This window comes from Hyphomonas beringensis (assembly GCF_000682755.1).
GTDB classification, from domain to species: domain Bacteria; phylum Pseudomonadota; class Alphaproteobacteria; order Caulobacterales; family Hyphomonadaceae; genus Hyphomonas; species Hyphomonas beringensis.
In genome coordinates, this window is the sequence record NZ_AWFF01000028.1 from 12,126 (window position 1) to 25,594 (window position 13,469).

The following is a 13,469-nucleotide window of genomic DNA, read 5'->3' on the forward strand; positions in this document are numbered from 1 at the left end:
CCATCCTGTCCCATGGTACTCCAAATTAAGACATGGTTTACCCATGCGGGGTTTAGGCAGAATAAGTCAGGGTTGGCGGGTGTTTGTTTCCACCTATGAAAGCGCTATTGATGCAAAAGGACGGGTCTCGATCCCCGCCTCCTTTCGCGCTGCGCTGGGCGGTGGAAACCGGATTTTCCTCTGGCCTGCGCTGGACGGCTCCGGCTGCCTCGAAGGGGGCGGCGAAGCACTGATGGCCATGTACCGCGCCACACTCACTCGTCTTGCGCCGCAATCGCCGGCTCGCAAGGCGCTTGTCACGCGCATCATCGCAGGCTCTGCCGACCTGAAAATGGATGATACCGGCCGCATCAAGCTGACAGACGAGCTTATGCAGGCAGCGGATCTTGAGGGCCGCGTGAAATTCGCGGGCAATATGGACAGCTTCCAGATCTGGAACCCCGAACGCCATGCCGCCCATTTCGATGCCATGGCGGCAGAGGCGGCGAAGGAAGACACGCTGGAAGCGCTTGGCCAGGCTTATAATGAAGTGCTGCGCCAACAGGTTGGTGGCGCGCCCGGTCTCACAATCATTGACGGAGGGGAGGGCTGATGACGCAAGACACTGCAACCCCAACTGTAGGCGAGCCCGCCGGACACAAACCGGTCATGCTGGATGAAGTGCTGGAATGGCTGGCCGTGAAGGATGGCGATGTCATTGTTGACGGCACATTTGGCGGCGGTGGCTACAGCCGCGCCATCCTGCAGGCGGCCAAGTGCACGCTTGTCGGGATTGACCGCGATCTGGACGCCATATTGCGCGCCGAGAAGATGGCGGAAGATATGGAGCGCCTCGTTCCGTTGCTTGGGCGCTTTGGCGAAATGGACGAAATCGTCCCGCAAGCCGGCTTTGAGCAGGTGGATGGCGTCGTGCTGGATATTGGTGTCTCCAGCTTTCAGATTGACCAGGCCGCGCGCGGCTTTTCCTTCATGAAACATGGGCCCCTGGACATGCGCATGGGCGCGGTCGGGCCGACGGCGGCGGATGTCGTCAACTATATGAGCGAGCGCGACCTCGCCAATGTCATCTTCCGGCTGGGCGAAGAAAAGCAGGCGCGCCGAATCGCCAAGGCCATCGTGCGCCGCCGCGAGGAAGCGAAATTCGAAACCACGACTGAACTGGCCGAGACCGTCGAGAACGCTGTCGGCGGCCGCAAGGGTGCGCGCATCCACCCCGCGACACTGACCTTCCAGGCCATCCGCATGTATGTGAATGACGAGCTGGGAGAGCTGGCCCGCGCGCTGCACGCGGCAGAGCGTCTGCTACGTCCGGGTGGTCGCCTGGTGATTGTGGCGTTCCATTCCCTGGAAGATCGCATGGTCAAGCAATGGCTGCGAGACCGGTCCGGAAAGACGGGTGGGGGGTCTCGCCACATGCCCTTGGCGCAAAAAGGCCCTGATTCCACATTCGAACTCGCTGTTTCTAAAGCGGTTCTGCCGTCTGCTAACGAAGTGGAAGGCAATCCACGGGCACGCTCAGCCAAGTTGCGGGCGGCCATCCGGACGGAAGCCCCCGTCATTATGGAAGACGCGAGTGACGGTATGAACCTGCCGCCACTCTCAGCGCTGGAGGATGCTGTATGAGCCGCCGAGCGTTCCTGTTTGGACTTGTCGTCATTGGCTTGCTGATTGTGAGCCTGTACCGCGCGAAATATGGCGCGAAGGATACGGCTGCGGAACTGATGGCTGTTGAAGCCCAGATCGAGGAGGCCCTTCACGAAAAGGCGCTGCTCGAAACCGAGCTGTCGCATATGAGCCGCCGTGAATGGATCGAGGAATATGCCCGCAAGGAGCTGGGCATGGGCCCGCCAAAGCCGGAGCAGATGGCCTCTGAAGATGATCTGGATGTCATGGTTGGCGTGCCGGTGACCGAACTGGGCCAGGTCCCGGCAGCGGAAACCAAAGGGGAGGCGCCAGAGTGAGCGAAGCCTCCCGCAACCGGACACGGATCGCTGGCCTTGGGGTTGGCGCGCTGTTTGTCGTCCTGGCGGGAAAAGCCGGCTATCTGGCGTTGGCCGGTGGCGCGGCACCTGTGCATCACTCTGCGAAAGAGGCGCCGCGTGTCGCGCGCGCCGATATTGTCGACCGCAATGGCGAATTGCTGGCCACATCTGTCAGCGCCTATTCACTGGTCGCGAACCCGAAACTGATCTGGGATGGCGGTGATGTCGCTGCGGCGCTCGCCACCGTACTGCCTGAGATTGATGTCGAGAGTTTGAGCGAGCGCCTGTCTGACCAGACGCGGGAATTCGTCTGGGTGAAGCGCGGTCTCACCCCGCGCCAGCGCAAGGCGGTGTTCGATCTTGGGCTTGAGGGCCTGCGCTTTGAAGAGGAAAGCCGCCGGGCCTATCCCCGTGGCACACTGGCCGGGCATGTTCTGGGCTTCACCAATATTGATGGCGTCGGGGCAGGGGGCGTCGAGTACAGCCAGAATGACCGCCTGGCGAAAGGCGGCGAGGCCGTTCGCCTGACCATCGATAATGGGGTGCAGGCCGCCGTCGAGGCTGAACTTGCTGCCACTGCGGCAGAGCATGACATACAAGGCGGCGCCGCGATCCTGATGGATGCGCAGACCGGTGAAGTGCGCGCCATGGCCAGCTGGCCGCCTTTTGACCCGAACCGCTCACTGGACATCGAGGTGAGCGACCCCTCCCGCCTGAATCGCGCTGTGGGAGCCGTTTATGAGCTGGGATCGGTGTTCAAGCCGTTCACCGTGGCAGCGGCCATCGAGAGCGGCGTTGTGCATCCGAAAGACCTGTTCGATGTGCGCAAGCCGCTGGAGATCAAGGGCTACACCATCAAGGACGACCATCCCTTCCATGGCGATGCGGACGTCACCCACATTATCTCCGAAAGTTCCAATATCGGCACGGTGCGGATCAATGAGAAACTTGGCACGCGGCGCCAGCAGGCCTTCCTGAAACAGGCCGGGCTGATGGACCGCGCACATATCGAGCTGTCCGGCAGCGCGGCGCCGATCCTGCCCGAGCGGTTCGATGACCTCTATTCCGCGACTATTTCCTACGGCCATGGCATCGCCGTCACGCCGATGGCGTATCTGGAGGCCTTTTCGGCCTTTGCGAATGGCGGCGAGCGGGTTCAGCCGACCCTGATCATGAACCATCGCGAGCGGCCTCAGCCCGTGCGCGTGATGTCTGCCCTGACGGCGGAGATCGTCAATGTGATGATGCGCGAAGCGGTTGTGACCGGCACGGGCAAGAATGCCGAAGTGGCAGGCTACCGCGTGGCAGGTAAGACTGGCACGGCGGAGAAGCCGGTCGTCGGGGGCTACTCCGATACGGAAAACGTCACCAGCTTTGCGGCGATCTTTCCCTATGATCGTCCTCAATATGCCCTGATCGTGACTCTGGATGATCCGCAGGCCGGAAACGAGATTGGCGTCACCGCAGCATATAATGCGGCCCCCACAGCCGGACGGATCATTGAGCGGGTCGCGCCATTGCTCGGCCTGGCCCCGCGCTTTGAGGATATCCGTCCGGCTGGCGCGCCCCTCGGCTCCGCCCAGGAGAAGAGGAGTTCGCTGTGACCAAACTGAAAGACCTGTTCCCCCTCGTCGAGGATGGAGAGACCGAGATCACCGGCATGACGGCCGATAGCCGCCGGGTGCAGCCGGGCTATCTGTTTGCTGCCCTGAAAGGTACGGTCTCTGACGGCCGGGACTATATTCCGCAGGCGATTGAAAAAGGCGCGGTTGCAATCCTGTCCGATAGCGGTGTGGATGTGACGACTGCGGCCCATGTCATTGCGGATGAGCCGCGCCGGGCGCTGGCGCTGGCCGCAAAGTATTTCTACAATTCGCAGCCGAAGACGATTGCGGCCATTACCGGTACGAATGGCAAATCTTCGACTGTGGATTTCTGCCGCCAGATCTGGACCGGCGCAGGCCTCTCGGCGGCCTCCATGGGCACGCTTGGCGCGATTGGTCCAAAGGGCAAGATTGATGTCGGCCACACGACCCCGGATCCGGTGACAATCCACGAAACCTTGCGGGAACTTGCAGGGCAGGGTGTCACGCATTGCGCGATGGAAGCTTCCAGCCATGGCCTGGAACAGCACCGCCTGGACGGGGTGGATCTGGCTGCTGTCGCCTTCCTGAACTTCACGCAGGACCATCTCGATTATCATGCGACGATGGAAGAATATCTGAATGCCAAGCTGCGCCTGTTCCGCGACCTTGGCAGGCAGGGCATGCCGGCCATCGTGAACGCTGATAGTGACCATCGCGACGTGTTCGAAAAGGCCGCTGCGGAGCATGGCCTGAACGTCGTGTCCTTTGGCTGGCGCGGCGAAGACCTCTGGATTGACGAGATCATGCCGCGCGCGACTGGCCAGGTGCTGAACCTGTTCTGGCGCGATGTGGAACAGAAGCCGTTCGAACTGCCCCTGATCGGAGAGTTCCAGGCTCTGAACGCGCTGGCTGCAGCGGCGATCTGCCTGTCGCTGGGCATGGAGTTCGAAGAGGTGGCGAAAGGGCTGCAAAATCTCAAGCCGGTCAAAGGCCGTCTGGAACTGGTTGGCAAGACTGAAGCGGGCGCAGGTGTGTTCGTGGATTATGCCCACACCCCGGATGGGCTGGACGTCCTTCTGCGCGCTGTCCGTCCGCACACGGCAGGGCGGCTGAAGGTGATCTTTGGCTGCGGCGGTGACCGGGATGCCAAGAAGCGCCCGTTAATGGGTGAGATCGCGGCGCGTCAGGCTGATGATGTGATCGTAACTGATGACAATCCGCGCTCTGAAGACCCGGCCCTGATCCGCAAGGCCATCATGGCTGCTGCGCCGGAGGCACGCGAGATTGGCGATCGCGGTGAAGCGATCCGCACCCTCATTGCCGAGCTTCAAAAAGGTGACACGCTGGTCATCGCAGGCAAGGGGCATGAGACCGGCCAGATTATCGGCAAGGAGATTATTCCCTTCTCCGATCAGGACACAGCGCTGGCTGCGCTGGAAGGCGGTGCCGGATGACCGCGCCGCTTTGGACCTCTGCGGATATTGCGCTCGCCACAGGCGGCGTCGCGACGGCTGACTTTAACGTTACCGGCGGTGTCTCCATTGATACGCGCACGCTGAAGCCCGGTGATCTGTTCGTGGCGTTGACCGACCAGCGCGACGGGCATGACTTTGTCGCGGCGGCCTTTGCGGCGGGTGCGGCGGGCGCGCTCGTTTCCCGCAAGGTGGGCGATAGCCCGCAAATTGTGGTCGAGGATGTGCTGAAGGCGCTGGAGCAGATGGGTATTGCGGCCCGCATCCGCTGCGCCGCGCACCGCACGGCTGTCACTGGGTCTGTCGGCAAGACAAGTGTGAAGGAAATGCTGGCGCAGATTTATCGCGCCTTCGGCCCGGCGCACTGGAATGTCAAAAGCTTCAATAATCACTGGGGCGTGCCGCTGACGCTGGCGCGCATGCCGGAAGAGACAGCCCGCGCAGTGTTCGAGATCGGCATGTCCACGCCGGGCGAGATTGCGCCGCGCAGCCAGATGGTCCGTCCACATACGGGCATCGTCACCTGTATTGGCGGCGCGCATCTGGAAGGGCTCGGCTCTCTCAGTGCGGTTGCCCATGAAAAGGCTGACATTTTTGCCGGAATGGAAGCGGGCGGCACCTTCATCCTGCCGGCAGATGATGAGTTCTTCGAATACCTCGCAGGCCGGGCGCGGCGTTTCTGCCCGACCGGGAACCTGGAAAGCTTCGGCCATGCCGCGAATGCGACGGCCCGCATTGTCGGCTACGAGACGGACGGAACGGAAAGCCGCATCCAGCTGGATGTCGTCGGCAAGCCCGTGCTGGTAAAGCTGAATGCCGTAGGCGAACATTGGGCGCTGAACGCCGCCGCTGCCGTGCTGGCGGCCAGCCAGTCAGGACTGGCCGTGGAAGATTGCGCTGAGGCGCTGGCAGGTTACACCCCGCCGCCCGGACGCGGCACGTCTGAGCGGCTCGCCTTGCCGGGCGGCGGCCATATCACGCTGATTGATGACGCCTACAATGCCAACCCCGCCAGCATGCGCGCCTCCCTTGCGGCGCTGATCCGCCGGCCCGAAGGCCGCCGCCTGATTGCCTTGGGTGAGATGCTGGAAATTGGTGCGACCTCTGACGAGGAACATGCGGCGCTGGCAGGCCCTGTTGCCGATACGGGCGCAGCCGGAGTCTTCCTGGTTGGTGACAAAATGACTCACCTTGCGGACTCACTTCCGCCTCAGTTGCAGCAGATCTGGGCCCCCAATTGGGAAGAGCTGTGGAATCAGCTCGAAAAAGCCCTGCAGGACGGTGATGTGCTCTTGATCAAGGGCTCGAATGCGTCCGGGATGGGCAAATTAGCAGACCGGCTACGTCAATGGAGCGAGCCGGCGTTGGGCAAGATGGATAGCGGTGCAGAAAGTACCGCAGAGGTCGGGTGATGCTGTATGAATGGCTGGCCGCTGACAGCGGTATATTCAATCTATTGAATTACATCACCTTCCGGTCGGGAGCCGCCGTTGTGACGGCTTTCCTGGTGACCGTGATCTTCGGTGATGCAATTATCAATTTCCTCCGGGCCCGGCAGGGCAAGGGACAGCCGATCCGCGACCTGTCGCTGGAGGCGCAGCTGTCAAAGCAGGGCACGCCCACCATGGGCGGCTTCCTGATCTGGCTTGGCCTGGTCGTCGGCGTCCTGTTGTGGGGTAATCTGCATAACCCGTATGTCTGGGTCACCCTGTTCGTGACCCTGTCCTATGCCTTCCTTGGGTTTCTGGATGATCTGGCAAAAGTTTCGAAGCAGAGCGCAGATGGCGTGTCTGCAGGTGTGCGCCTGATCGTCGGTTTCGGCATTGCTGCCCTGGCGTGCGCATTCATCATGGGCCTGCAGGGCGCGCATACTCCGGCTGGCCATGCCGAATGGGGCCCGCTGAACGGCCTTGCTGAAATGATTGCAGGCCTGGCGCCCGAGACGAGTGTGAAGCCGGCAGACCCGTCCTTCTCCGGCGGTGTCGCTGTGCCCTTCGTGAATGACTATTTCCTGCCGCTGGGTGGCTTCTTCATCCTGTTCGGCATGATCGTGGTGGTTGGCAGCGCCAATGCCGTGAACTTCACTGATGGGTTGGACGGCCTGGCCATTGTGCCGATGACGTTCGCCGCCGCGGCCTATGCGTTGATCGCCTATCTGACAGGTAACTTCGTCTTCGCCAATTATCTTGGCATCCAGTTTACGCCCGGCACCGGAGAGCTGACGGTTTTGCTGTCGGCCATGATCGGCGCGGGCATGGGGTTCCTCTGGTACAATGCCTATCCGGCAAAAGTCTTCATGGGCGATACCGGCTCGCTGGGCCTTGGCGGCATGCTGGGCGTCGTGGCCGTGGCCGCAAAGCACGAGTTCGCCCTTGTCATCATTGGCGGCCTGTTCGTGATCGAAGCCCTGTCCGTGATGATGCAGGTCGGCTGGTTCAAGATCACGCGCAAGCTGACCGGTCAGGGCAAGCGTATCTTCCTGATGGCCCCGCTGCACCACCATTTCCAGAAAAAGAACTGGCCAGAAACCCGGGTTGTCGCCCGCTTCTGGATCCTGTCCGTCCTGTTCGCCCTCGCGGGCCTCGCAACACTGAAGCTGAGGTAGTCCGAGACTTATGATTCCGATCAATGAATATGCGGGAAGAGATGTTGCAGTGTTCGGCCTTGGCCGGACAGGCCTCTCGGCTGCCAAGGCCCTGAGGGCAGGCGGCGCGCGTGTTCATGCGTGGGATGACAATGAGGAAACCCGCGCCAAGGCAGAGGCCGCAGGCCTGCCCTTGTCTGACATCAACAAGCGTGACTGGCAGACCTTTGCCGCGCTCGTCCTGTCGCCCGGCGTGCCCTACAAATTCCCTCAGCCGCACCGCATCGTGCGCATGGCCGAGATGACCGGCGTGCCGATTGTCGGCGACATGGAATTGTTTGCCCGCGCCGTGCAGTCCCTGCCGGAACGTGGCCGCCCGAAAATCATCGGCATCACCGGCACCAATGGAAAATCCACGACGACAGCGCTGATCGGGCACATCCTGAAGCAGGCTGGCCGGGATGTGCGCATCGGCGGTAATATCGGCACGGGCGTGCTGGACCTCGCCCCGCTGCACGCCAATGCGATCTATGTGCTGGAACTGTCTTCCTACCAGTTGGACCTGGTGAAGAGCCTGCATTGCGATGTGGCCGTACTGCTGAACATCACGCCGGACCATCTGGACCGGCATGGCGGCATGGAAGGCTATCAGGCCGCGAAGATGCGCATCTTCCAGAACCAGACCGCAAAGGATGTTGCGGTTATCGGTTTTGATGATGTGATCACCCAATCCATTGCGATCGGCCTGTCGGCCAATGGCCCGGCCCGTATCGTTCAGGCCTCGTCCACCTATGCGCTTGGCCGTGGGGTCAGCGCCGTGGACGGACGGCTTTATGACAGCACGACCGGGCAGGCGAACTTTGTCGGCAAGCTCGCTGACTGCACCGCGCTGCCGGGACGTCACAATCATCAGAACGCATCGGCGGCCTATGCGGCCTGCCGCTCTCTGGGTCTTGATTCTCAAACCATCATGGATGGTCTGAAATCCTTCCCCGGCCTGGCGCACCGCCTGGAAACGGTGGGAGAGATTGACGGTGTCAAATTCGTCAACGACTCCAAGGCGACCAATGCCGAGGCGGCCGAACAGGCGCTGAAGGCCTACAAGAATGCCTACTGGATCGCTGGCGGCGTGCCCAAGGCGGACGGGATCAAATCCCTGGCGCCGCATTTTCCGAATGTTGCCAAGGCCTATCTGATCGGCGATGCCGAAGAGGCCTTTGCCGATACGCTCAAAGGGAAGGTGGCGCTGCAGAAATGCGGCACGCTGGAACATGCCATTCAAGCTGCATTTAAAGATGCAAGTGCTGCAGGCGATGAGCATCCGGTCATTCTTCTTTCACCTGCTTGTGCGAGTTTCGACCAGTTCCGCGATTTTGAACATCGCGGGGATGTGTTTCGGAGCATCGTCCAATCGATGATGCCGCAGGAGTTGAAGGAGTTGGCTTGACCTACGTATCGTCCGCCCCATTGCTCGCACGCTCGGATACATCCTGGCTGACCGAGTGGAGGCGGACGCTTGATTGGGGTCTGGTCGGCGGCGCCTTGTTTCTCATGGCCATTGGCATGTTGCTGTCGCTCGCTGCCGGGCCCAGCGCGGCTGCGCGCATCGGTTATGACAATGAATATTATTTCGTCTTCCGCCAAGCGATCTTCGTGGCCGCCAGCGGCGTGATCATGATCGGCGTCAGCATGCTGGACCGGTCCTGGGCGCGGCGCTTTGCAACGCTGGTCTTCATCGGCGGACTGGCGATGATGTTCTACATCCTTCTGTGGGGCCATGAAGCGAAGGGCGCGCAGCGTTGGGTGCAGGTCGCCGGCTTCACCGCGCAACCGAGCGAAGTGGTCAAACCGGCACTGATCGTTTTGAGCGGTTGGCTGTTGGCGCAGCGCGAGCTGTATCCCACCGGGCCCTGGGCGATCATTGCCTTCCTGTTCTATGCGGTGACGCTGGGCCTTTTGCTGTTGCAGCCAGATGTCGGTCAGTCGGTGCTGTTGACGGCGGCCTTTGTTGTCACCTTCTTTGTCAGCGGGCTGCCCTGGCGCTGGGCGGCCGGGTTCGGTGTTGGCGGCATCAGCCTGTCGGCGCTGCTCTACGCGCTGCTGCCGCATGTGCGCGTGCGCATTAACAGCTTCATCGATCCGTCTTCGGCGGACACCTATCAGATCGACAAGGCGGCCGAGGCGATTGGCCGGGGCGGCCTGTTCGGCGTCGGCCCGGGGGAGGGGCAGGTCAAGCTGCACCTGCCGGATGCGCATACCGATTTCATCTTTGCTGTCATGGCAGAGGAATATGGCCTGATCGCCGCGCTGGTACTGATGAGCATCTTCGTGTTGGTGATCATCCGCGGCTTCCGCGCGAGTGCGCGCGTGGATGATGGCTATGCCCGGGCTGCGAGTGCCGGACTCTTCACGCTTTTTGGTCTTCAGGCTGCCATAAATATAGCCGTTAATCTGGCCTTGATCCCGCCAAAGGGGATGACACTGCCATTTGTTTCCAGCGGCGGCTCATCCATGATCGGCACGGGATTGACACTCGGCCTTGCCCTGGCACTTGTGCGCGGACAAGGTACGCGCACAAGGGGCCGGTATGGTTGAAGGCAGAGACAAGCTCGTCATCATTGCAGCAGGCGGCACTGGGGGGCATTTGTTCCCGGCCCGGGCCTTTGCCGATGAGATGCGCGACCGCGGCTGGAAGGTCGGCCTGATCTCTGACAAGCGCGGCGTGAAATATGCCGAAGGCTTTCCCGCTGAATGGATGGAGCAGGTGCAGGCCGCGTCCCCCAATTTCCGCAAGCCGTGGACCGTTCCGGGCGCTGCTTTGAAGATCAATGCAGGCATTTCCCGCGCAGTGACGCTGATCCGCGAAACGCAGCCCTTGCTGGTGGCCGGCTTTGGCGGCTATCCGGCCTTTCCGGCTTTGGCGGCAGCGCGGCGTCAGAAAGTGCCGATCATAATACATGAGCAGAACGCCGTGCTGGGCCGGGTGAACCGCCAGTTCGCCAAACATGCCAAACTGGTCGCCAGCGGATTTGACCGGCTGGACCGCCTGCCGAACTGGAGCGCGCATATGGCGGTCGGCAATCCGGTGCGGGCGCCCATTCTGGCCCGCCGGGAAGACCCGTATCCTTCCACGGATGGCAAGCTGACTATCCTGATTACGGGCGGCAGCCAGGGCTCCAAGATCATTGGAGATATCATCCCTTCGGCCATTGCCGATCATGTGCCGCCGCCGCTTCAATCTCGCCTCAAGGTGATCCAGCAGGTGCGCAAGGAACAATATGCCTTTGTCGACAATATGTACCGCCGGATGAAGATCGAGGCTGAGCTGGCGCCCTTCTTCTCCGACATGCCGGAAAAGCTGTCCGAGGCGCATCTTGTGATTGCGCGGTCTGGCGCAGGCACTGTGTCAGAGATCGCGGCGGTTGGCCGGCCTTCCATCCTCATCCCGCTGGCAATTGCGATGGATGATCATCAGGCCGCCAATGCGGAAGCGTTGGTCGATGTCGGCGCGGCGGACATGGTTCTGGAAAGCAATCTCTACCCGAAACTGCTAGGGGCCCTGATTACAGCACGCCTGCAGGATACGGATGATTTGAGAGCCCGCGCCGCCGCCGCAAAGGCCTCAGCGAAAATCAACGCCACCCGTGATCTCGCTGACATGGCCGAGCGCGTGGCTGAGCTTTAGGCTGCAGAGGGCCGACAAGAATGCGTGCGGTGCATTTTCGCATCGCGTAGCCAGTCCCAGCCAAAGGCGAAGTCTGAGTCCCCGTCGCGTTCACGCGCGGCCAGTCTTTCCAGCGCTTCGTCCAGCGTCGGCTGGTGACCGGGCTCTACCCACCACATCACGAAATGCATGCCGCCCAGGATTTCGAACCATTCCGCGCGGCGTTCATAGAATTTGCGGTGCACCGTGCCCCACACAAAGCGCTCAAGACTTTCCACATCTTCCCAGACGGTGAGGTTGGACACGAATTGCGGGTCGCCGCCGATCTTGTTTTCGGTATTGCCTTTGCCCGGCTCGCCAGAGCCTTCCATCATCCAGACAAAGCCCGGCATCTGCTTGCCAAGGCCGTTGATGACATCGAGATTGTCCATGAATTCCTTGACGCGGGGATCATCGGTTGCCGCGATGAGGCGGCCAACATTCAATTCTGCCAGATGCATTTCCGTTTTCGTCTCAAGCGTCATGAACAACCTCCTGTTGTGCCAATGAATAGCCACGATTCAAAAGGATGCTCAACGCAATGAGGCAGGCCGGACTGTCGCAGCAGAGATGGCTGAGTTTGAATCGCCCCGAACGCTTGCCTCTCCAATGTGCAGCAAGGTAACGCTGTTTCTCGTGTTTTCTCTGATTGAGCGGATTTCTTCATGACATCTCCCACACCTTTTGATCTCGGCCCTGCACATATTGTCGGTATTGGCGGCATCGGCATGTCTGGCATTGCCGATGTGATGATCACGATGGGCTATGAAGTGCAGGGCTCCGACATCAAGGAGTCCGACAATATCCAGCGCCTGCGGGATCGCGGGGCGAAGATCTTCATCGGCCATTCCGGAGAGAATGTGAAAGGGGCGGGCACCGTCATCATTTCCTCCGCCATCAAGGGCGACAATCCGGAAGTTGCGACCGCGCGGGCCACCGGGATCCCCGTGGTGCGCCGGGCCAACATGCTGGCAGAGATCACACGTCTGAAATACACAGTCTGCATTGCCGGCACGCATGGCAAGACGACAACGACCTCCATGGTCGCGGCGCTTCTGGATGGCTCTGGCATCGACCCCACCGTCATCAATGGCGGGATCATTCATGCCTATGGCTCCAACTACAAGGCGGGCGAAAGCGACTGGATGGTCGTGGAAAGCGATGAGAGCGACGGTACGTTCGCAAAGCTGCACCCGACCTGCGCCGTGGTCACGAATATCGACCCCGAGCACATGGACCATTACGGCTCCATGGAGAAACTGCGCGAGGCGTTTGATGTCTTCGTCGAGAATTTGCCCTTCTATGGCTTTGCTGTGCTGTGCACAGACCACCCCGAAGTGCAGGGCCTTGCCTCCCGCGTGACAGACCGCCGGCGCATTACCTATGGCTTTAACCGTCAGGCCGATGTGCGGGCCGTAAACCTCACAACAGATCTGTCCGGTGCGCATTTTGATGTGGCGCTCCGCCGCCCGGGCTCTGCCCAGCCGCGCATGATTGAAGGGCTGACCCTGCCCATGGCGGGGGAGCATAATGTCCAGAACGCGCTGGCCGCCATCGCTGTGGCGCTGGAGCTGGGCGCGAGTGACGAACAGATCCGAACCTCCCTCAACCAGTTTGGTGGCGTGAAGCGCCGGTTCACGCCGGTGGGAGAGTGGACGCCTATCGAAGGCGAGGCGCCTGTGCGCATTATTGATGATTATGGCCATCACCCGGTCGAGATCGAGGCTGTGCTGAAAGCAGCCCGCGCCATGCTGGGCCAAGGCCAGTTGATCGCTGTGTGCCAGCCGCACCGCTACACCCGCCTGCGGGACCTGTTCGAGGATTTCTCACGCTGCTTTGACCAGGCCGACAATGTGCTTGTCGCGCCGGTCTATGAGGCCGGGGAGAGCCCCATTGAGGGCTTTACGCATGAAAGCCTCGTCACCAGCATTGCGCGCAATGGTCACCGCGGGGCACAGACCCTGTCATCGCTGGATGAGCTGCCTGATGTACTGAAATCCCTGGCTCAGCCGGGCGCGATGGTGGTCTGTCTGGGCGCCGGAGATATCACCCGCTATGCAGGCGAACTGGCGGAAAAGCTACAGTCCTGACGCTGCGACAAGGCTAAAACGCCTTTCCCTTTGCCTGCGAATGTCGCAGGTT

Annotated in this window: 12 protein-coding genes; 11 read left to right on the plus strand and 1 reads right to left on the minus strand. The window is 61.2% G+C overall.

The genetic code is table 11. From position 1 onward, the window contains the following. Positions 1-79: 79 nt before the first annotated feature. The 10 genes from HY29_RS04905 to murG are packed head-to-tail and all read left to right on the plus strand — an operon-like array spanning position 80 to position 11,309. Complete coding sequence (locus HY29_RS04905; RefSeq protein WP_051595001.1) at positions 80-592, plus strand: division/cell wall cluster transcriptional repressor MraZ; 513 nt, start codon at positions 80-82, stop codon at positions 590-592. Continuing rightward, entirely contained in the window at positions 592-1,623 is a 1,032-nt protein-coding gene (gene rsmH / locus HY29_RS04910) for a 16S rRNA (cytosine(1402)-N(4))-methyltransferase RsmH (RefSeq protein ID WP_051601135.1), read from the plus strand. Before HY29_RS04905 ends, rsmH begins: the two co-directional genes overlap by 1 nt. After that, positions 1,620-1,961 (plus strand): cell division protein FtsL, encoded by a 342-nt coding sequence (gene ftsL / locus HY29_RS04915; RefSeq protein WP_051601136.1) that lies wholly within the window; start codon positions 1,620-1,622, stop codon positions 1,959-1,961. The genes rsmH and ftsL overlap by 4 nt, the downstream gene beginning before the upstream one ends. Further along, positions 1,958-3,586 (plus strand): peptidoglycan D,D-transpeptidase FtsI family protein, encoded by a 1,629-nt coding sequence (locus HY29_RS04920; protein ID WP_034793346.1) that lies wholly within the window; start codon positions 1,958-1,960, stop codon positions 3,584-3,586. Before ftsL ends, HY29_RS04920 begins: the two co-directional genes overlap by 4 nt. Beyond that, positions 3,583-5,022, plus strand: coding sequence for a UDP-N-acetylmuramoyl-L-alanyl-D-glutamate--2,6-diaminopimelate ligase (locus tag HY29_RS04925; RefSeq protein WP_241765137.1), 1,440 nt, complete (start codon positions 3,583-3,585; stop codon positions 5,020-5,022). The genes HY29_RS04920 and HY29_RS04925 overlap by 4 nt, the downstream gene beginning before the upstream one ends. Next, a complete protein-coding gene (locus HY29_RS04930) occupies positions 5,019-6,452 on the plus strand; it encodes a UDP-N-acetylmuramoyl-tripeptide--D-alanyl-D-alanine ligase (RefSeq protein ID WP_034793347.1) in 1,434 nt (477 codons plus the stop codon). Before HY29_RS04925 ends, HY29_RS04930 begins: the two co-directional genes overlap by 4 nt. Continuing rightward, on the plus strand, positions 6,452-7,645 hold the full coding sequence (mraY, locus tag HY29_RS04935) for a phospho-N-acetylmuramoyl-pentapeptide-transferase (RefSeq protein WP_034793348.1): 1,194 nt from the start codon (positions 6,452-6,454) through the stop codon (positions 7,643-7,645). The genes HY29_RS04930 and mraY overlap by 1 nt, the downstream gene beginning before the upstream one ends. Positions 7,646-7,655: 10 nt before the next feature. Further along, positions 7,656-9,071 (plus strand): UDP-N-acetylmuramoyl-L-alanine--D-glutamate ligase, encoded by a 1,416-nt coding sequence (gene murD / locus HY29_RS04940; protein ID WP_034793349.1) that lies wholly within the window; start codon positions 7,656-7,658, stop codon positions 9,069-9,071. Then, positions 9,068-10,219, plus strand: a complete 1,152-nt coding sequence (locus tag HY29_RS04945) for an FtsW/RodA/SpoVE family cell cycle protein (protein ID WP_051601137.1) — start codon at positions 9,068-9,070, stop codon at positions 10,217-10,219. Before murD ends, HY29_RS04945 begins: the two co-directional genes overlap by 4 nt. Continuing rightward, positions 10,212-11,309 carry an undecaprenyldiphospho-muramoylpentapeptide beta-N-acetylglucosaminyltransferase gene (murG, locus tag HY29_RS04950; RefSeq protein WP_034793359.1) on the plus strand — a complete coding sequence of 366 codons (1,098 nt, stop codon included), beginning with the start codon at positions 10,212-10,214 and terminating at the stop codon, positions 11,307-11,309. The genes HY29_RS04945 and murG overlap by 8 nt, the downstream gene beginning before the upstream one ends. Here murG and HY29_RS04955 read toward each other — a convergent pair. After that, entirely contained in the window at positions 11,306-11,812 is a 507-nt protein-coding gene (locus tag HY29_RS04955) for a DUF3291 domain-containing protein (protein WP_206741927.1), read from the minus strand. The genes murG and HY29_RS04955 overlap by 4 nt on opposite strands. Before the next feature lie 180 nt (positions 11,813-11,992). Between HY29_RS04955 and murC the strand changes: the two genes are divergently transcribed. Further along, positions 11,993-13,417: a UDP-N-acetylmuramate--L-alanine ligase gene (murC, locus tag HY29_RS04960; RefSeq protein WP_034793362.1), complete on the plus strand. Its 1,425-nt coding sequence runs from the start codon at positions 11,993-11,995 to the stop codon at positions 13,415-13,417. Positions 13,418-13,469: the final 52 nt, after the last annotated feature.